The following is a 22,457-nucleotide window of genomic DNA, read 5'->3' as shown; positions in this document are numbered from 1 at the left end:
GGCACTCCTCCCACCAGGGTCATTCCGCAGGCTCCACTCCTACCCCCAGGGTCATTCCGCAGGCTCCACTCCTCCCACCAGGGTCATTCCGCAGGCTCCACTCCTCCCACCAGGGTCATTCCGCAGGCTCCACTCCTCCCACCAGGGTCATTCCGCAGGCTCCACTCCTACCCCCTACCCTGTTCCAGTGACCGAATCAGGCGAGGACGCACGGCTGGGTGCCGCGAATGCGTTCGTGGAGGAAGACCGTCTCGGTCTCTTCTCGTTCGCCGTCGCCGAGAAAAGATCCGAATACCTGGCAGTACTGCGGGCGTTCGACACCGCTCGCGCGAACTACGTGGTGTTGCTGCACTCGGGCGACGTCGCCGATCTCATCGCTCGTAGCCCCGGGCGTCACGACGCGCTGACCACACTGGACATCGCACCCCTGCTCGATCAACTCCACACCTGGGGTCTGCTCGAACGCAGCTACGACGGCACCCGCGCCGCGACCCTCGCCGAATACCGCAACCGGCACTTCGTCTACCAGTTCGGTCAGGCCGGCTACAAGGCCTACCGCGCGGTCGAGGACGTGCTCGGTGCGCGCCTGGACGACGCCTCGCTGTCCCGGCTGGTGCTCCCCGAGCTGCTGGCCGACATGCACGAGCTGGCCGAGGCGAACCGTCAGGCCGACGGCGACCGCATCTACCGCAAGCTCAGCAGACTCGATTCGACGTTGTCGGAGATGGCGACCCGCGCCGCCCACTTCTATCTGGTGCTGGGCGACCTGGTGCGCACCACCGAGATCACGCCCGAATCGTTCTTGGCGCACAAGGATGCACTGCTCACGCACATGCGTGAGTTCAGCTCCGATCTCACCCGCTATGCCCCCAAGTTGGCGGAAGCGATCGCACTCGTCGAGAGCACCGGCATCGAGGAACTCGTCGACCGTGCCGCGATCAGCGACGAACGAGTCTTTCTCTCCGTCGACGAACGGCGAGCGGACTGGACCGACCGATGGGCCGGGTTGTCGCACTGGTTCGTCGCGGCCGAATCCGAGCTCAGCGAATCCGAGCGCCTCCGCGAGGGCACGATGAGCGCGATCGCTGCTGTGCTGTCACTGCTGCGGCGCGTCACCGAAACTCGGAAGGGCGGTGTGAGTCGCGAGAGCCAACTGCGTCACCTCGCCGGCTGGTTCGCTGCTGCTCCCACCGAGGACAGCGCACATGCTCTGTTTCACGCCGTGTTCGGCCTCGGCCGACCCCGGCACCTGTCGATGGTCCATCCCGACGCCGACATCATCCCCATGTCCCGATCATGGTGGGAGGCACCGCCGGTCGAAATCTCGCGCACGCTGGCCGAGACAGGACGTACTCCGACCCCCGGCGTTCCAGGGCGGGTACAGCGCAACGACGGCGGCATCAGACGACTGCGCGAGCAGCAACTCGAGTCGCAGCGATCACGCAGTGCCGCGGCGCAGTCGCTCGCCTCGGCCGGAATCCACGACCGCATTCTGAACGAGCAGGAAACCGAAGTGTTGCTGAGTCTGCTCAACGCCGCGTTGACTGCCCGGGTACGCGTGAGCGGACGCACCTCGGACTCGTCCGGATCGGACAGTGGCGTGCGCCTGACGCTGAGCGACAGCGACCGTTCGACGATCGTGCGCACCAGCCGTGGCCGATTGCATCTGGACCGCCTCGCCTTCGACGTCAGTGAGGTGGCACGCCGGTGAGAGCACGTGAGATCTCCTCGCTCGCTCTGGATTCCTACCAGCGGGCTGCCCGAGTCGCATTGTCCAATCACCTGGTCACCGCGACGTACCCCGATCGAATCGCGTTACCGCTGCTGCGCAGGTGGGCAACCGAACTGCGCGAGGACCTCCTCGAGCTGTTCGGCTACCGCTTCGAGGTCACCGAGACGACCGCGCGTCTGTTCCCGGTGATCGATCGTCTCGACGACAGTCAACCCGCGCGAACGCCGTCCGAGCGGGTGTTCGACCGCCGCAGGTACGCGTATCTGGCGCTGGCGCTTGCCGCGCTCGGTCGGGCCGGAAACCAGATCACTCTGTCCGAACTCGCCGATCACGTGGCGACGGAGTCGAGTCAGGTGGACGGCGTCGAACTCACGACCGACCGCGCGAGCGACCGAGACGCCTTCGTCGACGCGATCGGATGGCTGGCCACGCGTGGTGCGATCTCGCTGGCCGACGGCGACGCCACGGGCTGGGCGAACAATCCGACGGCCGGTGAGGCCCTGTACGACATCGACCGATCGGTGGTCGTCGCGATGTTTCGGCCGCCGCGTGCCGTGCAGCACCTGCGTTCGATTCGTGGCCTGCTGGCCGGCTCGGATGCCCCGATCGATCCCGAGGATTCCGATCTCGGACACATCGAGTCCGGGCGTGAGGCAGACCCGAAGGAAACGCTGCGTGCGGTCCGCCGAGCGTTGGTCGAACACCCCGTCGTCTATCTCGACGATCTCGACGGCGACGCACGCACCGCCCTGACCGCCTCGCGGACCGTCGCCGACGTCGAGTTGCTCACCGGTCTCGTTGCCGAGCGTCGCGCCGAGGGTGTGGCCCTCATCGACACCTCGGGACGGTTGTCCGACCACCGCTTTCCCAGCACCGGAACGATCGCCCAGGTTGCGTTGCTCATCGCGGGAGAAATCTCCGATCGGGTCGTGGATCCCGACGCTCCGGCACTGTCCACGTATCCGCTGCCTGCGAGCGACTTACTCGTCGAACAGCTGGACGACGCGATCCCCGGCGGCGGAATCTTCGGCGACCTGGCCGATTTCGGATTTCCCGCCGATCCGACGACGGTCGAGAACTCGGCGGAGCGCACACAGTACCCGCTGATCGAGGACAGTTGGCTGGTCTCGGTCGTCGACGATCTCGTGGACCGATTCGGTCGCACGTTCGCGGCGCAGTGGCAGACCGACCGGGACGGTCTACGCATCCGTGCGATTGCGCTGTTGCATCGACTTCGCTTGATACACAGCGTATCCGGCGGCGTGTTGGTGCTACCGGTGATCGCTCGGTACCGAGACGTGATGGTCAGCGTGCGTGACCGAGCCCCGCAGGACTCGCTCTTCGGCACCGAACAAGCCCCCAGTACCGATCCATCCGAAGTAGAGGCCTGAGTAGATGACCGCACACTCGAATCGCTTTAGGCCCACGCGCGCCGGAATCGTCAACCTGTGGGATTACCGGGATCAGGAGTTCTCTTTCGCCGACGGTCGATTGGTGCTGCGTGGTCCCAACGGATCCGGCAAGACCAAAGCGCTCGAAGTGCTGTTTCCCTTCGTCCTCGACGGCCGGATCGAGCCGCGCCGACTCAACCCGTTCGCCGGTGAAGAACGAACGATGAAGTCCAACCTGCTCTACCGAGGGCAGGAAAGCGCACATTCGTACGTGTGGATGGAGTTCGGCCGCGGCTCGCGCGAGGACCCCGAATCGGTGACCGTCGGAATCGGTATGCGGGCGAGCCGCCACAACGACAAGGTGACCCGCTGGTACTTCGTGGCCGACGGCCGAGTGGGCGTCGACTTCTCGTTGTTGGGCTCCGACGACCGGCCGCTGACGAAGAAGCAATTGGCCGAACAACTCGGCAGCGATGCACTGACCGATCGTCCGGTCGACTACCGCGCCGCGATCGATGCCCGGATGTTCGGGCTCGGCGCGCAACGGTACGACCAGTTGATCAATCTGATTCTGACACTTCGCCGTCCGCAGTTGGCCAAGAATCTCGATCCGAAAGGGTTGTCCCAGGCGCTGACCGATGGTCTGCGTCCCCTCGACGAGCAACTGGTGCTCGAGGCAGCACGCTCCTTCAGCGACATGGAGGAAGTCGGACGCGCGCTGGAGGGACTGGCCCAAGCCGATCAGGCGGCCAGGAACTTCGTGTCGGTCTACTCCAAATACCTTCGCGTACAGACCCGTTCGGATGTCGAGCAAGTCTCGCGTCGGCTCGAAGCCGTGACGCACGCGACCACCGCGCACTTCGCCGCCGCCGCCCTGAAGGACCGGCGTCTGCTGGAACGGGCGGCCGCAGAGACTCGATTCGACGAGGCCGAGCGTGCGCTCGATCAGGCCGTCGCGGACCGGGAGACCCTGCAGCGCTCGAGTGCCTACGAGGGTAAGCAGCAACTGGACGATCTCGCCGAATCCGCTGCGAAACTGGAGGTCTCGACGGCGCAGCAGGCGGATCGCGCGCGCAAAGCGCAGGCAGAACTGGAACAGCGCACGGCCGAGGCGGCCCGGGCGGACGCCGCACTCCGAGACTCCGTTGCCGGTGTGACTCGCGCGGAGGACGAGCTGCAGACTGCGGCCGAGGACGCGGGCATCGTGTGGACCTCATTGCCCGGGACGGCGCGCAGTGACCAGATCAGTACCGCGCTTCGTGGGCACGCCGAGGAACGGGACGGCGACGTACGTGCAGTGCGTGAGGCGCTGACTACCGTCGAGAAGGCGTCGACGGAACGCGCTCGCGCGGAGAAGGCCGCAACGAAGGCGCGCGAGTTGCTCGAAGCAGCCGCGGCTGCCGTCACCGAGGCCGAGGCGACGGTGGACCTGGAGAAGGCGCAGTTCGCTTCGGGCCTGCGGGCCTGGTGGTCGAGCAACTCGTCGCTCTACTCCTCCGCGGGCAACACCTCCGCTGTGTTCGAGGCCCTCGACGCAGCCCTGGCAGGCATCGGCGACGACGACGCCCCGAGCCTGGAATCCGTGCTCGCCGAGCAGACCTCGGATGGTATCGACGCGATTCGCGCCCGGCAGGCACAGGCACGCGTCGACGTGGCCGCGCGCGAGGCCGAGGTGAAGGCGCTGCGGGGCGAACTGTCCCTGGTACGAGCCGAACACGACGATGCCCCACCATCGTTCGCAGCGCGCACCGACAGCCGTTCCGATCTCTCGGGCGCACCGCTGTGGCAACTGGTTCGGTTTGCCGATGCGGTCTCCTCTGCCGACGCGGCGGGGATCGAATCCGCACTGCAGGCCGCGAACCTGCTCGACGGGTGGATCCACCCGACCGCAGACTCCCCCGTCGACGCGACGTCGGAGCAATATCTGTCGCCGCTACCGGTGGCCGCGAGGCCGACCGGTTCGACGCTCGCGTCCGTGCTGGAACCCGAGCCCGGTACTGCCGTCCAGGAATCGCGGATCCTCGATGTGCTGAATTCGATTGCATTGCAGCAGGATCGAAAAGACCCCTCGGACGGTTCTGTCTCGATAGGCGTCGACGGTCGATACTGGCAGGGAGTGCAGCAGGGTCGCCACGCAAAACCGGATGCCGAGTACATCGGTGCGACGGCGCGGGCGCGTCGGCGAGAGCAGCGCATCGCCGAGCTCGGTGCTGCGATCGATTCCGCGACAGCCGAACTCGCGACCGCGACCGCCGCCGAGCTGGCGGCACGCGAGCTGGTGCAGGCGTTGAACGCGGCCGCCAAGCAGCTCCCCCGAGTCTCGGCCATCGTCAAGGCGCAACGTGCCGTCACGGCAGCCGCAGGCGCGCTGCGCACCTCCAAAGATGCGTCTGCAGCGGCAGATCGAGAATTCGACCAGGCGATCGCCGACCTGTCCGCGAAAGAGAAACAACTGCGCTCCGTCGCCGTGGCCCATCGCACCCCGCACCTGGGCCGCGATGTCGATGCCCTCGCCGCAGCGATTCGCCATTTCGAGCATCAGGGCGCAGCGGTCATCCGTAAACGCAGCGACCATGCACGCGAGACCGAGCGGGCGCGCGAGGCCACCAACCGCCTCGAGGAGGCCACCGGACTGGCCGAGGAACTCGCCGAGGAAGCCGCGATAGCCGACGAGAGCTATCGGCAACAGCTGCAGCGTCTGGAATTGCTGAGCGAGAAACTCGGTGCCACGGCCGAACAGATCAACACCGATCTCGACAACGCGCGCGATCGCATCGAGAAGTGCCGAGCCGAGCAGCGAGCAGCCCGAAAGGCGGACAAGGAAGCCGGCGAGGCGATCGGCAAGGCCGAGGGTGCATGCAACACGGCGCTCGAGAGCCTGCGCGCTGCCGTGACCGAGACCCTGGGTGATGCCGTCCGACTGGCACCGTACGCCCGCAAGGATCTGCTGCACATCCTCGGCGTGCACGAGACGTATACGTGGCCGGCCAGCGACTCGGCGTGGCTGACGGTCGAACAGATCCTGTATCGGGTTCAGCAGGCCGCCGGCCCCGACGACGACGTCCCGGTACTTCCACCGGTGGTGCTCGCGCTGCATTCGGCACTCGACACGGCGACGGCGTCGGTGAAAGTGACCGACTCGAGCCGGAAGTCGACACGAACGGCACTGACGAGCGCACTGCAGGAGTTCGACTCGCAACTGGCCGCTTCCGGTCAGGACTACCGCCTGCAGTGGGACGCACCGGACGGGTTGACGGTGGTACGCGTGCAGGACGAGCAGGGCTATTCCTCGGTCGGAGACTTCGCCGACCGCATCGGTGCGGCCCGGGCCGACCAGGAACTGCTCTTGACCGAGCAGGAACGCCGAATTCTCGAAGACGCGCTGCTGACCGGGTTGGCGCAGCAGATTCACGAGCGCACCGTCGACGCGCGTGAGCTGATCGCGCAGATGTCCGCCGAGATGAAGCAACGCCGTATGTCCTCGGGCAACACGATCGGCGTGCACTGGGTGCTCGCGGACAACCTCGACGACGGGGCGCGGGCAGTGTCCAAGCTGCTCGACCGCGATGCCTCGGCGCTGAGCCAGGACGATCTGGCCGCGATGCGCGCACACTTCGCATCGGAGATCAGGATCGCTCGTGCGGCACATCCGGAACGGTCGTATCCCGAGATCCTGTCCGCGACACTGGACTATCGTCGCTGGCGGGTGTTCGCGTTCACGCTCATCAGCGGCGACGGCAACGAGGATCGCCTGACCGTCGCTCGTCACAGTGCACTCTCGGGCGGTGAGCAATCGGTGTCGCTGCATTTGCCGCTGTTCGCCGCGGCGCACGTGATGCTCTCGTCCGCCGATCCGCATTCGCCGCGGCTGCTGGCGCTGGACGAGGCGTTCGCCGGTGTCGACGACAACGGTCGTAGCGAATTGCTCGGACTGAGTGTGCAATTCGACCTGGATCTGTTCATGACCGGTTACGACCTGTGGATCACCTACGCGGACGTCCCCGGTTGCGCACACTACGATTTGGCGCACTCGACCGCCGAGAACACCGTCAGCGCAGCACTTCTGGTGTGGGAGAACGGTGAATTGTTCGCCGAACACGACGGCACCGACCTCGCAGCCGCCCTCGGATCACCGTTGACCCGCCGGGTGCCGACCCGAACCGAAGGTGGGCTGGAGTTTGGCCGGTAACAGTGAGTGGCGAGGCAGCGTCGAATTGGCGGCGCTGTTGGACGCTGCGCGAAAGAAGTTGGAGTCCAACTGGCTTCGTGTCGGCGGTAACATCACCGTCGACCTGAGTGATGCGCCGGAACTGTGGCGTCTGTGCAGTGCCATCTCGAAGTCCAACTCCAGCCTGCACTCTCGGGCACGGAGCACCCGGCTCGATCTCGAGCGGTTCGACGCATGGCTGAGCCATCCGCTCAACGGCGGTATCGGTCTGATCGACACCCTCGCCGGTCAGGCCCCGTTGCAGGACAAGAAGCGCATTGCGGCCGACAAGGCTCAGGTGCGCGCCGATGCACTCGACCGGGCGCGTGCGGCGCTCGGCGGTGGTACCGATCGCGAGTGGATCGAGCACTGGATCGCGTCGTTGCTCAATCAGGACGGCACCCTCGGCGGCCGCGTCGCCGTCGACGCACTCGGGGTCGCAACACAGGTCCTGGCGCTGCTTCCGGTGGACGGGATGTCGCTCACCGAGCTGGCGGAACTGGCCACCGGTGATACCAAGGCCCTCACGGGCGGCGGTGCCGCGAAACTCGTCCTCGATGCATTGTCGTTGCGCGAGAACGTGCCTCGACCCGTCGATCCAGTGGGTATCAGAGCGCTGTGGGAAACGGCCGGAGTGTCGGTCGACGCCGTGTCGAGCCGGGTACTGGTTCTCGGCTACCGCGTCGCAGAGACCCACACGGTGGCTCGCTGGCTCAACGAAGCAGCCGACGAGGGCGTGCCCTTTCCCGTCACCGTGGACATGCTCGCGCGCGGCCCTCTCACCAACAGCTCGTCGACCGTGTTCGTGTGCGAGAACGTCGCTGTGCTCGCGGCCGCAGCCCGCTCTCTCGGCTCGAACTGTGCCAGCTTGATCTGCACCGACGGTCAGCCCTCGGCCGCAGTGCATCGGCTGCTGGCTGCGCGCGCCCCCGGCACCACGATCGAATGGCGTGCCGACTTCGACTGGGCCGGAATGCACATGGTTACCCGCGCACTCACCCGGTACGACGCGGTGCCGTGGCGAATGGACGTCGACTCGTACCGCCGCGCACTGGACGCGCGCAACTCGGAACCACTGAAGGGGCATCCCACGGACACTCCGTGGGACCCGGAACTGGCTGCTGCACTGCGAGATTCGGGACGAGCGGTCATGGAAGAACGCCTGATCCCGGATCTGCTGGCGGATCTACGCCTGGGGGCCGCGGACTAACGCAGCGGAACTCCGAGCAGCGCATCGACCGCATCGGCGAAAGTGCCGGGTGCGCTCGCATCCGATCCACCGCGCTCGACTGCGAAACTTGCCCACGCGTCGAGGGCGTCGAGAGCCTTGGGTGTGTCGAGGTCATCGGCCAGATGCTGACGCAGGCGGTTGACGACGTCGTCGGCCGACGCTGCGCACTCGAGCGCCGCTGCTCGACGCCACAGCGCGAGGCGGGTGTGGGCTCGCTCGAGGACCTCGTCGGACCACGGCCGATCCTGCCGGTAGTGGCCCGCGAGCAGGCCCAGCCGCACTGCGGCCGGATCGACGTTCTCTGCGCGGAGCTTCGAGACGAACACCAGGTTGCCGCGGCTCTTGGACATCTTCTCGCCGTCGAGACCGATCATTCCCGTGTGCACGTAGTGCCGGGCGAACCGAGAGTCACCGGTTGCCGCCTCGGCGTGTGCCGCCGAGAACTCGTGGTGCGGGAAGATGAGATCGCTTCCGCCGCCCTGGATGTCGAAACCGGTTCCGATGCGATTGAGTGCAATGGCAGCGCATTCGATGTGCCAGCCCGGTCGGCCGGGGCCCCACGGCGACGGCCACGACGGTTCGCCGGGACGTACCGCGCGCCAGAGCAGCGCATCGAGTGAATCGCGCTTGCCCGCACGATCGGGATCTCCGCCGCGTTCGGCGAAGAACGTGTCCATGGTGGGACGGTCGTAGCCGGATTCGTAGCCGAACTGCTCGGTGGCGTCGGCACGGAAGTACACGTCGGGGTACTCGGCGTCGTCGACGACGTAGGCAGCGCCGGACGCCACCAGCTTCTCCACCAGTTCGACGACTTCCTCCACCGACTCGACGGCACCGATGTAGTCGTGCGGAGGCACGACCCGCAGAGCCTCCATGTCGGCGCGGAACAGCTCGATCTCGCGCGCACCGAGATCGCGCCAATCCTCACCGTCACGATTCGCGCGCTCGAACAGCGGATCGTCGACATCGGTGACGTTCTGCACGTAGTGCACGTCGATACCCGCATCACGCCACAAGCGGTTGATCAGATCGAACGTCAGATACGTTGCCGCATGTCCCAGGTGGGTGGCGTCGTACGGGGTGATTCCGCAGACGTACATGCGAGCGGTCGAACCGGGGGTGACCGGACGGACCTGGCGATCTGCGGTATCGAACAACCGAAGCGCTGGACCCTGTCCTGGGATTGTCGGGATCTCCGGGCTGGACCAAGAATGCATGCAGCCGAGCCTATCCGAGCCCGTTCAGAAGGCGGGCCACGGTATCGGTCTGCTCGATCGAGGTTCCGGCATGACCGGGCGCGCGATCAGCTGCTGGGCCCGATCCAACACCGCAATGGTTTCGGCCAGCGTTATCTTGTCGACCAGCCGTGGAGCGATGACGGTGTCGAAGGTCTCGACGAACCGCACGACGTCGGCCATCAGAGCATCGTCGACCGCCTGGCCTGCCCACCCCCAGAGAACCGTGCGCAGCTTGTTCTCGGCGTGCAGGCAGATGCCGTGATCCACCCCGTAGACATAACCGTCGAGACCTTCGAGGGCATGCCCACCCTTGCGATCTGCATTGTTGAGAATGACGTCGAGAACCGCCATCCGCTGCAGGCGTGGATCGTCGGCATGGATCAGAGCGATCTCTTCGCCATCGCCGTCGTAGGCCTGCAACACCGGAATCCAGCCCGCCGGAACGAGATCGGGACGGCAGATGTCGACCAGGTCCACGCGGCCCTCGACCCGCTCCTCGGGAGTATCTATCCACTTCTGCACCATGCCGGGACCGAACGGCCCGTCGCGCAGCACCGTGGGCGGAATCACGCCCCACCCGAGCGCCTCGGAGATCTCGTACGACGCCACCTCCCGCCCGGCGAGGGTGCCGTCGGGAAAGTCCCAGAGCGGCACCTCTCCGCGCACGGGTTTGTACACGCACCGCACTGCCGAGTCGCCGTCGCCCGCCTCGCACACGAGGGTGGCGTTGGACGCCGAAACCACCCGGCCGACGACAGTCAGCTCGCCGGTCTCCATGGTCTCGCGGCCCTCGAAGGGAGGTAGTTCGACGGTCAAGACTCGTCGACCTCTGTCACCGGACCGAAGGTGGCACCGCGGCGGTAGCCGTTCGTCCTGATGCAGACGTGTCCCTCGGGGGCGAGCGGCAGGCCGCACAGCGGGCACGGCGCTCGGCCGGCTGCCACAACCAGCTCGGACCGCGCTGCGAACTCGCGAGCCTGAACGGGTGTCAGAAACACTCGAACCGCGTCGGGGCCCTCGTCGGTGTCGTCGAGCACGACAGATTCGTCGACCTCGACCTCACTGACGGCCAACAACTCCACCACGACGGCATTGGCGTCGGCGTCCCAACCCAACCCCATCGTGCCGACCCTGAATTCGGTGTCGATCGGGGTCACCAACGGGCTGGTGTCGAGTGTCTCGGCCTCCTCGGTCGGCACATCGGTACCGAAGCGACGCTGCACCTCCTCGAGCAGCAGTCCCATTCGATCGGCCAGCACCTGTACCTGCTGCTTCTCCAACGCGACCGAGACCACTCGGGCATCGTGCACCGCCTGGAGAAAGAACGTTCGGTCACCCGGCTCACCTACGGTCCCGGCGACGAAACGATCAGGGGTGCGAAAAACGTGTATGGCGCGCGGCATTGCACCTCCTAACGACTCGAAAAGCTCCGCGAAACGAATCGCGAACTTTCATTATCGGCCACAGATCGACCGTGGACGGTATTGCTCGCCCTCCAGCCTGCCACCGATCGGGAGATCGGCGGCGAACCGGCATCTCTAGGTGCCCGCGCCGCCGCCCACCACTGCATCGGACGAGTCTGCAACGTCGGGTTTCGCGCCTGCTTCGTCGGACGTCGGCTCTTCCGCCTTCGGCACGAACACGCTCAAGTCGGATCCGGTGTCGTTGGTCCGCAACACGAACGGCCGAGTCGAGGTGTAGCGCACGACGCTGATCGACGCCGGATCGGCAACGATCCGCTGGAAAGAATCGAGATGGGCACCCATCGCATCGGACAGCACCGACTTGATCACATCCCCGTGAGAGCAGGCCACCCACAGCACATCCCGGCCGTGGTGGGCGGCCAGCCGCGCATCGTGCTCCCGTATCGCCTGGACCGCGCGTTGCTGCACCGTAGCCAAGCCTTCGCCTTCGGGGAACACCGCCGCGGACGGATGCTGCTGAACGACCTTCCACAGCGGCTCGGCCAGCAGCTCCTTGATGGTTCGACCGGTCCATTGTCCGTAGTCGACCTCGACGATCCTGTCCTCGACCATCGGAGTCAGCCCCAACCGAGTGGCCAGCGGTTCCACGGTCTGCTCGCACCGCAACAACGGAGAGCGCACGATCTCCACGACCGGGAGGACCCCCAGCCGTTCGGCAACCGCCTGTGCCTGCTCGCGGCCCCGGTCGTCGAGCTCCACCCCTTCGCTCCGACCTGCGAGCGTGCCCGCAGTGTTCGACGTCGAACGTCCATGGCGAAGCAAGATGACTGTCATTGCTCCGAGCCTAACGAGGAACGGTTCACGTAGCCGAGACAACCCCGCCGGCCAGCAGACCCAGCACAACCACACCGAGCACGATGCGGTAACCGACGAACCAGTACAGCGAATGGTTCGCGACGAACTTGAGCAACCAGGCGATCGAGGCATAACCCAGGCCGAACGCGATGATCGTGGCCACCAGCAGCTGTGGTCCCGACGCGGCGAGGCCGGAGCCGACCGGCTCGAAGGCGTCGGGCAGCGAGAACAAGCCGGACGCCGTGACGGCCGGGATGGCAAGCAGGAACGAAAAGCGCACTGCAGCTTCGCGTTCGAGTCCGAGAAACAGGCCGGCGCTGGTGGTGGCTCCGGAGCGGGACACTCCGGGAATCAGCGCCAGGCATTGAGCGAGGCCCATGACGATGCCGTCCCTGGTGGTGAGTTTCTCGATCGGCCGTTCCTTGCGACCCAGCCTCTCCGCGACGGCGATTACCACGGCGAAAGCGATCAGCATGAACGCGATGAGATACAGATTGCGCGCACCGGTGCGGATCTGATCCTTGAACAACAGACCCAGAATGCCGATCGGGATGGTGGCGATGATCACGTACCACCCCATGCGGTAGTCGAGACCCCGTTCTTCTTTCCTGCGCAATCCGACGAACCAGGCCTTGATGATTCTGACGATGTCGCGCCAGAAGAAGAGCAAAACAGCGGCTTCGGTACCCAGCTGCGTCACCGCGGTGAACGACGCGCCGGCGTCCTCGTTCCAGAAGACCCCCGACACGATTCGCAGATGACCGGAAGAGGAAATGGGAAGGAATTCCGTCAGTCCCTGGACTGCGCCGAGGATGATCGCCTGCAGCCACGTCATGTCGATCATGCGGCGCCCCGTCCCAGCGTCGAAGTGGACGATTCGATTGTTGCCGGCGCGTGGGCGAGTGCCCGCCCCCTGGATTCGCGATTCACGGGGACGACCGTACCCGGCGCGGCACTTGCGCACCGAGCGGCGCGGCGCACTACTGTGCACTGGCGGCAGGCCAGTACGAACCCGACGATCACAGGCAAAAGGACATTCGGCACATATGAAGCAGAGATCGGTCGGCACCAGCGGACTTCGGGTGTCGAGGCTCGGCCTCGGCACTCTCGGGTGGGGCAGCGGGACCGATGGGGACGACGCTGCGGCGCAGTTGTCGGCGTTCGCCGAGGCGGGCGGCACCCTGGTCGATACGTCTCCGGCGTACGGCGACGGTCGAGCTCAGCGAGTACTCGCGGAGTTGCTCGACGATGTGGTTCCTCGGCAGGACTTGGTGATCAGCAGTGCCGCGGGGGTCGGTTCGCGGTACGGCCGGTATCACGTCGATTGCTCGAGGCGTGGACTGCTCGGTCAGTTGGACGCAACGCTGCGGGAGCTCGGTACCGACTATCTCGACCTGTGGCAGGTCGCCACGTGGGATCCGATGACCCCGGTCGACGAGGTGGCGGCGACACTCGACTACGCCGTCTCGAGTGGACGGGTTCGCTACACCGGTGCCCGCGGGTATCTTGGCTGGCAATTGGCCACGGCTGCCGGTGCGGCCGGTATCGGACGGATCGTGTCGACGCAGGCAGAGTACTCACTGTTGGCCCGCGGGATCGAGGACGAACTGGTTCCCGCCGCCCTGCACCACGGCATCGGCATCCTCGCGGCGGTTCCCCTGGCGGGTGGTGTCCTGACGGGTAAGTACCGCAACGGGATTCCGGCCGATTCGCGCGGGGCCGACGAGCTTCACGCCGACGCGGTGAATGCGTACCTGACCGACTCGGCGGTAGGTGTCGTCGATGCGGCGGTTACGGCCGCCGATGGTCTTGCCACCTCTCCCCTGGTCGTCGCCCTTGCGTGGGCCCGTGATCGTCCCGGGGTGAGCAGTGCGATCGTCGGTGCCCGCGATCTGGCCCAGTTGATGGGTGCTCTGATGGCCGAGGAGCTCGAACTGCCGGCGGCCATCACGTCGGCCCTGGACGACGTCAGCGGTTGATCGCAGGTGCTGCTCGGCCTGGGTGAGGTCACCTGAAGGTCGGGCAGGCTAACCTATGGTCGTGATCGTCAAACGCCTCGCCGCCGCGCTGCTGACGGCCGGACTGCTGGTGTCGTGTTCGGTGAACAACTCCGCGGTCCCGGACTCCGGCACGATCGGCCCCCGCACCGCCGTCGTCGACGACCCTGATCCGGAGCCCATCGCGGTCGATCCGGCTGCCGAACTACCGGTCACCGTCACCGGTTTCGACGGCGTGCCCGTCACGATTTCGGACAACAGCAGGATCGTGGCGGCCGACCAGTACGGCACCCTCGCCGAAACGGTGTTCGCGCTCGGACTCGGCGACAATCTCGTCGGGCGCGACACCTCGGCGTCGTTTCCCGCGGCAGCAGACGTACCCGACGTCACCCCTACCGGCCACTCGCTCAGTGCCGAAGGCATTCTCGCGCTGTCGCCGACGGTCGTCCTGACCGACACCAGTATCGGCCCGCGCGCTGTCCAGGATCAGATTCGGGCCGCGGGAATTCCGGTCGTCTACTTCGACCCCGCTCGAACTCTGGCCGGGGTAGCAGGACAGATCGACGCTGTTGCGACGGCTCTCGGGGTTCCCGACGCCGGTTCCGCACTGGCGCAACGGGCAACCGAAGAGATTGCCGCCGCGACACAGAACGCGCCTCGATCCGACGCGCCGCTGAAGGTTGCGTTCTTGTACATGCGTGGTCCGGCAATCAAGATGCTCGCCGGTCCGGGTTCCGGAGCGGACGCTCTCATCGAGGCGATCGGTGCTCGGGATGCAGGGGTCGAATCGGGTCTGACCGAACAGTTCGTCCCGGTGACCAGTGAGGCACTCATCGCTGCGGCACCCGACGTGATTCTCATGATGACGAAGGGGCTGCAATCGATCGGCGGGATCGACGGGCTCGAGCAGATACCCGGTATCGCGCAGACGCCCGCCGGCCAGCAGCGTCGGGTGGTCGACATGGACGACGGCACCGTTCTCAGTTTCGGTCCGAACACCGGAAAGGTGCTGGCTGCATTGTCGAAGGCCGTCTACGAACCTGCCTCATGAGCGGCGTGTCGTCTGCACGGTTGCGGTCGGGTACGACGCGAGTGGTCTCGACGTTCGTCGTGCTGGCGGTCGCGCTGTTGGTCCTGGCCTTGGTGTCGGCTGTCGTAGGGCAGGTACCGACGACTCCGGCGGAAGTTCTGGGGAGTCTGACGCATCGGGTGGGCCTCGACATCGGCCCGATGCCCGCTCACCCCAGCGGCGAGGTGACCCTCTGGCAGGTCCGGTTTCCTCGGCTGACCCTCGCGATGCTCGTCGGCGCCTGTCTGGGATGCGCGGGCGCACTGCTCCAAGGTGTGTTCGCCAACCCTCTCGCCGAACCCGGTGTCGTCGGCGCGTCGTCGGGCGCGGCTGTCGGTGCGAGCTCGGTCTTCGTCCTGGGCGGCAGCTTTGCCGGGGTCTGGACCGTTGCGCTCGCAGCCTTCGTGGGCGGACTCGTCACCACGATTGCGGTCTACTTCCTGGCTCGCAATGCCGGCCGAACCGAGGTGGTGACCCTCATCCTCACCGGAGTCGCCGTCAATGCGTTCGCCGGCGGCGTGATCGCGTTCTTCACGTTCATCGCCAGCCCGGCCGCTCGCGACCAGATCGTCTTCTGGCAGTTGGGATCCCTTGCCGGTGCCACGTGGCAGTCGGTCGCGGTGGTCGGTCCGCTGGCCTTGGTCGGGATCGGAGCGTCGTCGATGATCGCCCGCCGACTGGACCTGCTCGCACTCGGTGAGAACGTGGCGCGCCATCTCGGCGTGAACGTCGAGCGCCTGCGTCAGTTCGCCATCGTGGTCGTCGCAGTGCTCGTCGCGTCCGGAGTGGCGTTCACCGGGATCATCCTGTTCGTGGGTCTGGTGGTACCCCACGCCATGCGCATGGTGCTCGGTCCGGCGCACCGGGTACTCATCCCTGCCAGCGCACTCGCGGGAGGCGTGGTCCTCCTCGGGGCCGATCTCGTCACGCGGACGCTCGTGGCGAACGTCGACCTTCCGCTCGGGATGGTGACCTCGTTGGCGGGCGCACCGTTCTTCTTCTGGCTGCTGCGCCGCACCCGGTCTCGTCAGGGCGGCTGGGCATGATCGGGAAGTTCGGTGGACACCGTTCCGACATTCCTGCCGACCCGACAGCGGGTTCACGCACCCTGGTCGCCGTGGGGGTCGGCGCACACCGCGGTGACCGGGCCGTTCTGAACGACGTGCATCTCGAGGTCGTCGTCGGAGAGATTCTGGCTCTCGTGGGCCCGAACGGGGCGGGTAAGTCCACGTTGCTGTCGGTCCTGTCCGGAGACACCGAGCCCAGTTCCGGATCGGTACTGCTCGGCGAGAGACCACTGTCCCGCTTCCGGCCGGTCGACCTCGCGCGACGACGCGCCGTGCTCCCGCAACAGCACGCGATCGGGTTCGCATTCACCGTCGAGCAGATCGTGCGGATGGGCCGAGCTCCGTGGACCGGAACGTCGGCGGTACGCGAGGACGACGCGCAGGTGGCCGCCGCCATGGCCGCCTGCGACGTGTCCGAATTCGCCGGACGTCCGTTCGGTTCCCTGTCCGGCGGTGAGCAGTCCCGAGTCGCGTTGGCCCGTGTCATGGCACAGCGCACCGCCACGATCATGCTCGACGAACCCACCGCGGCGCTCGATGTGGGACACCAGGAGTCGGTGATGGCCGTGGTGCGTTCACTGGCCGCGTCCGGTCGTGCCGTGGTTGTCGTACTGCACGATCTGGGTCTTACTGCGGCCTACGCCGATCGGGTCGCGATTCTCGACGCAGGCGAGCTGGTGGCTACGGGACCGCCCCGGGAGGTTCTCACCGCCGAGCGACTCGGCCGGATCTACCGACACCCGGTCGATGTCTTCGACCACCCCGTCACCGGTGAGCAACTGGTGATCCCGAAGCGGGGGGCAGGAGTGAAGCCTGCGGAACGACCAGGGTTCAGAAACCCTCGAGCGCAGAGTTGACGCGATTGAAGAAGGCCCGGACTGCCGTGTCTCGCAGTGACACATCCGACAGCTGCTGAGCGTGAGCGACTGCGTCACGAACCACCCCGATGATGCTGCGTTCGTCGGTCAGATCGATCTCGGTGACCGAGTGGTCGGCGACGGCGTCCACTTCGGTTCGATCCGGCACGGCCGACACGACATCGGCCCGATAGATCTTCACGTAGAGCGTGCTGCGCTGCACTCTGAATGCGAACGCGCGCCCGTCGTCTGTTCTGCCGAAGCCGTTGGCGTGCGTACCCGCATTCACTTCCTCGACCACGAAGTGCGTTCCTTCGGATCCCACATCCGCTCCCATGTCGTGCTCGTTCACGAATTCGATGCCGATCGAACACGCTACCGTCTCCGCGCCCCCGACGGACGGCACCGAGTCCCGGGCTGTCGATTTCGCCGAGGTCGACGCGCGCTGGTACAGATGTGGCAGCGCCTTACCAGGGACAGTCACCACAGGAAGTAGGTTCGGTTCCATGCGAACACCGTCGGCACGTACGGCCAGGACGGCAGTGGCGTCCGCGCTCGCCGTCGTCACACTCGTCGGTTTGGGTGGTTGCTCGAGCGAGGACGAGAACGCCGACGAGATCTCCGTCGAGCCGCAGCCGCCGGCCTTGTCCCCCGCGACTGCAGTGGCTCCGGCCGGAGTCGTCCGCGCCTTCGCTCCCGTGGACGCACTGACTTTCGATTCTGCAACGCGCACTCTGGTTGCCCTGACCGACGCGTCGACCACCGTGAGCCTGGTGGACGGGGAGGCGTCGAGCGAGCCCCGCGTGGTGGATCTGGGCGGATCCGCTGCAGAGCTGGTCGCCGGACGCGACTCGAGTGTCTTGGTTCCGATGGACGGAGTTCTCTCGAGGATCACCGTGGCAGACGCTCAGCGCACCGATACTCCGGTCGAAGGCCGGACTCTGTCGGCTGCCGATCTACCCGACGGCACCACGGCGGTGGGTGACGCCACCGGGCGTATCCGCATTCTCGACGCCGCCGGACAGGTGACGAGCACGGTCTCAGGACCGGGCGTGACCTCGGCCGACGCGTTGGCCAGCACACCGGACGGTGTCTCGGTACTCGATCGCCGCCAGACCTCGATCACCGATCTGAACCTCGACGACGACACCCTCGGTGTGGCCCTGCGAGCGGGCGAAGGCGCCGCCGAGATGACCAGCGACGAGTACGGACGACTTCTGGTCACCGACTCGACCGGCACCGAGCTGCTGGTCTTCACCTCGCACGATCTGCTGATGCGGCAACGGTTTCCGGTCGGGTCCGCGCCCTGGGCGATCGCCTACGATGAACAATCCGGTATTGCATGGGTCACCTTGCCGGCTCGCAACGAGGTGGTCGGGTACACACTCGACACCGGAATTCCGGTCGAGGCGCAACGGTTGCCCACTGTGCGACAGCCGAACTCGGTTGCCGTCGACGCGGATACCGGCGATCTGTACGTGGGATCGGCGACCGGGGACGGGCTGCAGCGCATCCCCGGCGCGGGCCGTTGACCTGCTGAATCGGCAGGAGACGGTACCCGCAGGAACGACCCTCGAGAATGGTGGAGGCACGTGAACGCACACGAGAATTCGATGCCGGGCCGAGCGAAGATGCCCGTCGGGTGGGAGGTGTCCCCGTCCGACGACTGGGAGTACGTCCCTCTCCGGTTGCCACCGGACGTCACTCGCGTGACCGCATCGATGCGGCTCGCGATTCAGGCCGAATTCGGCGGCTGGGAGCTGTCTCGCGTACGTCTGTACACCGACGGAAGTCGCCGCGTGTTGCTCAAGCGCAAGAAAACCGCACATCATGTGCCGGAGCCCGGAATCTGACCGGCTCGACGGCAGCACCGATCGACTCCGAACAACGACCCTGAAGTACCGACCCTGAAGTACCGACCTGAAAGAAGACCGTGGGAGACCGTCTGTACCGCGTCCTGTTGCGCCTGATGTTCCTCGTATCACCGGAGAGGATTCATCACCTCGCGTTCGGTGTTCTCAGGGCTGTTGCGGCGCTTCCTCCGCTTCGTAAGCTGGCAAGTGCACTGTTCGTCGTCGACGATCCGCGGTTGCGTTCGACGGCATTCGGAATCGAATTTCCGGCACCCCTCGGGCTTGCTGCCGGGTTCGACAAGAACGCCGATGGCATCGATGCGTGGGCCCCGCTGGGGTTCGGGTTTGCCGAGATCGGCACCGTGACTGCGCAGGGTCAACCCGGCAATCCGACGCCTCGGCTGTTCCGGCTGCCTCTCGACCGCGCGATCATCAATCGCATGGGCTTCAACAACCACGGTGCGGAGTACGCGGCCGCAAAACTGCGTTCGCGCAGAACGCGGATTCCCATCGGTGCGAACATCGGCAAGACGAAGATCGTCGAGCCGGCGGACGCCGCCGCCGATTACACCACCAGCGCCCGCTTGCTGGGGCCCCTGGCAGATTTTGTCGTCGTCAACGTCAGCTCCCCCAACACGCCGGGTCTACGGGATCTGCAGGCCGTCGAATCGTTGCGCCCGATTCTGGTTGCCGTGCAGTCGGTGGTGTCGGTGCCGGTTCTAGTCAAGATTGCGCCGGACCTGTCCGACGAGGACATCGACGCCGTCGCTGATCTGGCTGTCGAACTGGGCCTCGACGGCATCGTGGCGACCAACACGACTGTCTCTCGCGAGGGACTCCGTACCGACGCGGAGGCGGTCGCGGCCATCGGTGCAGGCGGGCTGTCCGGTGCTCCGCTGCAGGCTCGCTCGCTGGACGTCATCCGGCGCCTCTACCGCCGGGTCGGGACGGAGCTGACGTTGATCTCGGTGGGAGGAATCGAAACGGAGGAGCAGGCCTGGGAGCGCATCGTTGCCGGTGCGTCCCTGGTGCAGGGATACACCGGGTTCATCTACGGCGGACCGCTGTGGATCAGGAACATCAACCGTGGTCTGCTGTCCCGACTCGAGCAGCACGGATTCGCTCGTCTGGCCGACGCAGTGGGTTCGGAGAACAAAATCTGACAGCGTGCGCGTTGTGCGGAGCTCGCGCTCCGCACAACGCGCACGACGGGATCGCGATCAGGCCTCGTAGGTGCCCGTGATCACGGCACGTCCGATGGCGTGCGAGAACAGGTTGAACCCGAGGTACGCCGGGGTCGCCGTCTCGTCGACTTCGAGCCGATCGACGTCCACGGCGTGCACCGCGATGAAGTAGCGGTGTGGGCCGTGGCCTGCGGGTGGGGCAGCACCGATGTACCGGAACAGGCCCGCGTCGTTCTTCAGCGTCACGGCCGTACTGGGCACCCCGGTTCCACCGTCGTCGCCTGCTCCCGAGACCAGCGACGTCGTCTCGACCGGAATGTTCGCCACGGCCCAATGCCAGAACCCCGAGGCGGTCGGTGCGTCGGGATCGTAGACCGTCACCGCGAAGCTCTTGGTGCCCTCGGGAAATCCGGACCAGGACAGCTGCGGGGAGTTGTCGTGTCCACCGGCTCCCATGATTCCGCTGACCTGCTGGGCCTTCAGGGGCTTGCCGTCCTGCACATCCTCGGACGTCAACTCGAAGGACGGTAGGTCCGGAAGCGAGTCGTATGGGTTGTACGCCACGATGGTTCCTTTCGTATCAGCTGTGCATCAAGAAGTGCTCGAGCACCTGTGTGCCGAACTCCAACGACTCCACGGGTACTCGTTCGTCGATGCCGTGAAACAACGCCGCGAAATCGAGTTCGGGCGGAAGCTTGAGCGGAGCGAACCCGAAGCAACGAATTCCGATGCGCGCGAACGCCTTTGCGTCGGTGCCGCCGGACAACATGTACGGCACGGTGCGGCCGTTGGGGTCGTGCGCGAGGACCGCGTCGTTCATCGCGTCGACGAGATCCCCGTCGAATGTGGTCTCGTACGGTTCGAGCTTGGTGATCCATTCCCGTTCGACATTCGGGCCGATCAGTTCGTCGACCTCCTTCTCGAAGGCGGCCTGGCGGCCGGGCAGCACGCGGCAATCCACCACGGCCGTCGCGGTCTGCGGGATCACGTTGGCCTTGTAGCCGGCCGAGAGCATCGTGGGGTTCGCCGTGTCGCGCAGTGTCGCGCCGACGATGCGGGCGATGCTGCCGAGTTTGAGCAGCGTGCCGTCGATGTCCGGTGACGTCGGATCGAAGTCGAGTCCGGATTCCTCGGAGACCGCCTGCAAGAACTGCGACACGGACTCGGTGAGCACCAGGGGGAATGTGTGATTGCCCAGTTTCGCGACGGCCTCGGCCAGGTAGGTCACGGCGTTGTCGTCGTGCAGGAACGATCCGTGTCCGGCCCGCGCCTTCGCGGTCAGCCGCATCCACGCCAGACTCTTCTCGGCGGTTTCGACCATGTACAGCCGCTTCTCGGTGCCGTCCGGTCGAGCGACCGTCAGAGAGAACCCGCCGACTTCGCCGACTGCCTCCGTCACGCCCTCGAACAGATCCGGTCGGTTGTCGACCAGCCAGTGCGATCCGTACTTGCCGCCTGCCTCCTCGTCGGCGAGGAACGCGAACAGGATGTCGCGGGGCGGAACCGTGCCGTTCGACTTGAACTGGCGGGCCAGCGCCAGTGCCATCCCGACCATGTCCTTCATGTCCACGGCACCTCGACCCCAGACGTAGCCGTCTTCGACGGCTCCGGAGAACGGGTGCACACTCCAGTCGGCCGGCTCGGCCGGGACGACGTCGAGGTGTCCGTGTACGAGCAGAGCTCCACGGGACGAGTCGGCGCCGCGCAGCCAGGCGAAGACGTTGCCGCGTCCGGGGGCACCGGATTCGACGTACTCGGTCTCGTACCCCACCTCTTCGAGCTTGCTCGCCACCCATTCGGCGCATTCCTTCTCGCCGACCGTGGTGTCGAGTTCGCCGGTGTTCGAGGTGTCGAACCTGATCAGAGAGCTGACCAGCTCCACCACTTCGTCGAGAGCGACGGTGGGAGCGCGTTCTCCTCGGCTTCGGGCATTGCTCACTTCGGGATCGTTCGAATCGTTTGCCACATCGTCGTTCCTACCATCACCGAGGGGTCGGGGCACCACCGAAAACCGCTCGACGCATGAACTGACGTGGGGATTTGGGTTATCGGGAACCCGTCGGATAATCTTACGCAGCGCACAGCGACCAGCTGTGAGAGCAACAAGAGAATATGCGGCAACGGTCGCACATGTCCGAGTGGCGGAATGGCAGACGCGCTAGCTTGAGGTGCTAGTGTCCTATTAACGGACGTGGGGGTTCAAGTCCCCCCTCGGACACCGTCTGAATGTTGTTCACAGACAAAGATTTCAAAAGATCTGAGTTGAGACAGACGAAACTGACCCTGATTCTTCGGAATCGGGGTCTTTTTCGTTGTTCTCACGTCGACGGCTCGACCGGGCCGATGCTAGGA

The 22,457-nt window shown here is 65.9% G+C and carries 19 protein-coding genes and 1 tRNA gene; 12 read left to right on the top strand and 8 right to left on the bottom strand.

Annotation, left to right across the window (positions count from 1 at the left end):
- Positions 1–235 precede the first annotated feature (235 nt).
- Genes CH266_RS13370 through CH266_RS13355 form a run of 4 tightly spaced genes read left to right on the top strand, consistent with a single transcriptional unit; the run spans position 236 to position 8,540 of the window.
- Complete coding sequence (locus CH266_RS13370; protein ID WP_369597415.1) at positions 236–1,711, top strand: TIGR02677 family protein; 1,476 nt, start codon at positions 236–238, stop codon at positions 1,709–1,711.
- Positions 1,708–3,123, top strand: a complete 1,416-nt coding sequence (locus CH266_RS13365) for a DUF2398 family protein (RefSeq protein ID WP_094715410.1) — start codon at positions 1,708–1,710, stop codon at positions 3,121–3,123. The genes CH266_RS13370 and CH266_RS13365 overlap by 4 nt, the downstream gene beginning before the upstream one ends.
- Before the next feature lie 4 nt (positions 3,124–3,127).
- Positions 3,128–7,312 (top strand): TIGR02680 family protein, encoded by a 4,185-nt coding sequence (locus CH266_RS13360; protein WP_094715409.1) that lies wholly within the window; start codon positions 3,128–3,130, stop codon positions 7,310–7,312.
- Positions 7,302–8,540, top strand: a complete 1,239-nt coding sequence (locus tag CH266_RS13355) for a DUF2399 domain-containing protein (RefSeq protein WP_176457083.1) — start codon at positions 7,302–7,304, stop codon at positions 8,538–8,540. Before CH266_RS13360 ends, CH266_RS13355 begins: the two co-directional genes overlap by 11 nt.
- Here CH266_RS13355 and mshC read toward each other — a convergent pair.
- The 5 genes from mshC to CH266_RS13330 form a co-directional block, all read right to left on the bottom strand.
- Positions 8,537–9,778 carry a cysteine--1-D-myo-inosityl 2-amino-2-deoxy-alpha-D-glucopyranoside ligase gene (gene mshC, locus CH266_RS13350; protein ID WP_094715407.1) on the bottom strand — a complete coding sequence of 414 codons (1,242 nt, stop codon included), beginning with the start codon at positions 9,776–9,778 and terminating at the stop codon, positions 8,537–8,539. The two genes, CH266_RS13355 and mshC, sit on opposite strands and share 4 nt — an antisense overlap.
- A 24-nt stretch (positions 9,779–9,802) precedes the next feature.
- Entirely contained in the window at positions 9,803–10,576 is a 774-nt protein-coding gene (locus CH266_RS13345; RefSeq protein WP_167328042.1) for an SCO1664 family protein, read from the bottom strand.
- A 35-nt stretch (positions 10,577–10,611) separates the two neighbouring features.
- Entirely contained in the window at positions 10,612–11,202 is a 591-nt protein-coding gene (locus CH266_RS13340; RefSeq protein ID WP_027497067.1) for a DUF3090 domain-containing protein, read from the bottom strand.
- Between the two features lie 135 nt (positions 11,203–11,337).
- A complete protein-coding gene (locus tag CH266_RS13335) occupies positions 11,338–12,057 on the bottom strand; it encodes a histidine phosphatase family protein (RefSeq protein ID WP_027497066.1) in 720 nt (239 codons plus the stop codon).
- A gap of 25 nt (positions 12,058–12,082) precedes the next feature.
- Positions 12,083–12,913 carry an undecaprenyl-diphosphate phosphatase gene (locus CH266_RS13330; RefSeq protein WP_032365850.1) on the bottom strand — a complete coding sequence of 277 codons (831 nt, stop codon included), beginning with the start codon at positions 12,911–12,913 and terminating at the stop codon, positions 12,083–12,085.
- A 211-nt stretch (positions 12,914–13,124) separates the two neighbouring features.
- On the opposite strand from CH266_RS13330, the gene CH266_RS13325 reads away from it, so the two are divergent.
- The 4 genes from CH266_RS13325 to CH266_RS13310 all read left to right on the top strand — a co-directional run bounded on the left by CH266_RS13325 (position 13,125) and on the right by CH266_RS13310 (position 17,068).
- A complete protein-coding gene (locus CH266_RS13325; protein WP_032365792.1) occupies positions 13,125–14,057 on the top strand; it encodes an aldo/keto reductase in 933 nt (310 codons plus the stop codon).
- Positions 14,058–14,160: 103 nt separating this feature from the next.
- Entirely contained in the window at positions 14,161–15,126 is a 966-nt protein-coding gene (locus tag CH266_RS13320) for a heme/hemin ABC transporter substrate-binding protein (RefSeq protein WP_371828536.1), read from the top strand.
- Positions 15,123–16,190, top strand: coding sequence for a FecCD family ABC transporter permease (locus tag CH266_RS13315; RefSeq protein WP_094715406.1), 1,068 nt, complete (start codon positions 15,123–15,125; stop codon positions 16,188–16,190). Before CH266_RS13320 ends, CH266_RS13315 begins: the two co-directional genes overlap by 4 nt.
- Positions 16,187–17,068 (top strand): heme ABC transporter ATP-binding protein, encoded by an 882-nt coding sequence (locus CH266_RS13310; protein ID WP_094715405.1) that lies wholly within the window; start codon positions 16,187–16,189, stop codon positions 17,066–17,068. Before CH266_RS13315 ends, CH266_RS13310 begins: the two co-directional genes overlap by 4 nt.
- Here CH266_RS13310 and CH266_RS13305 read toward each other — a convergent pair.
- Positions 17,043–17,576, bottom strand: coding sequence for a hypothetical protein (locus CH266_RS13305; RefSeq protein WP_255175901.1), 534 nt, complete (start codon positions 17,574–17,576; stop codon positions 17,043–17,045). The two genes, CH266_RS13310 and CH266_RS13305, sit on opposite strands and share 26 nt — an antisense overlap.
- Here CH266_RS13305 and CH266_RS13300 point away from each other — a divergent pair.
- The 3 genes from CH266_RS13300 (at position 17,575) to CH266_RS13290 (ending at position 20,084) form a co-directional block, all read left to right on the top strand.
- Positions 17,575–18,600 carry a YncE family protein gene (locus tag CH266_RS13300; protein ID WP_094715404.1) on the top strand — a complete coding sequence of 342 codons (1,026 nt, stop codon included), beginning with the start codon at positions 17,575–17,577 and terminating at the stop codon, positions 18,598–18,600. The genes CH266_RS13305 and CH266_RS13300 overlap by 2 nt on opposite strands.
- Before the next feature lie 81 nt (positions 18,601–18,681).
- Complete coding sequence (locus CH266_RS13295; RefSeq protein ID WP_027497059.1) at positions 18,682–18,921, top strand: DUF5703 family protein; 240 nt, start codon at positions 18,682–18,684, stop codon at positions 18,919–18,921.
- Between the two features lie 92 nt (positions 18,922–19,013).
- Positions 19,014–20,084 carry a quinone-dependent dihydroorotate dehydrogenase gene (locus tag CH266_RS13290; RefSeq protein ID WP_094715527.1) on the top strand — a complete coding sequence of 357 codons (1,071 nt, stop codon included), beginning with the start codon at positions 19,014–19,016 and terminating at the stop codon, positions 20,082–20,084.
- 57 nt (positions 20,085–20,141) lie between these two features.
- Here the strand turns inward: CH266_RS13290 and CH266_RS13285 are convergent, their stop codons facing one another.
- Both CH266_RS13285 and CH266_RS13280 read right to left on the bottom strand, forming a co-directional pair.
- The gene (locus CH266_RS13285) at positions 20,142–20,669 is read right to left on the bottom strand and encodes a YbhB/YbcL family Raf kinase inhibitor-like protein (protein ID WP_027497057.1); all 528 of its coding nucleotides are present in this window, start codon (positions 20,667–20,669) and stop codon (positions 20,142–20,144) included.
- A gap of 16 nt (positions 20,670–20,685) precedes the next feature.
- Entirely contained in the window at positions 20,686–22,044 is a 1,359-nt protein-coding gene (locus tag CH266_RS13280; RefSeq protein ID WP_080729261.1) for a M20/M25/M40 family metallo-hydrolase, read from the bottom strand.
- 193 nt (positions 22,045–22,237) lie between these two features.
- Between CH266_RS13280 and CH266_RS13275 the strand changes: the two genes are divergently transcribed.
- A tRNA-Leu gene (locus CH266_RS13275) sits at positions 22,238–22,323 on the top strand.
- Positions 22,324–22,457 lie beyond the last annotated feature (134 nt).

This window comes from Rhodococcus sp. 06-1474-1B (assembly GCF_002258885.1).
In the GTDB taxonomy this organism is placed as follows: Bacteria; Actinomycetota; Actinomycetes; order Mycobacteriales; family Mycobacteriaceae; genus Rhodococcoides; species Rhodococcoides fascians.
The sequence above is the reverse complement of the archived record's forward strand: the minus strand, read 5'-3'. Positions and strand labels throughout refer to the sequence as shown.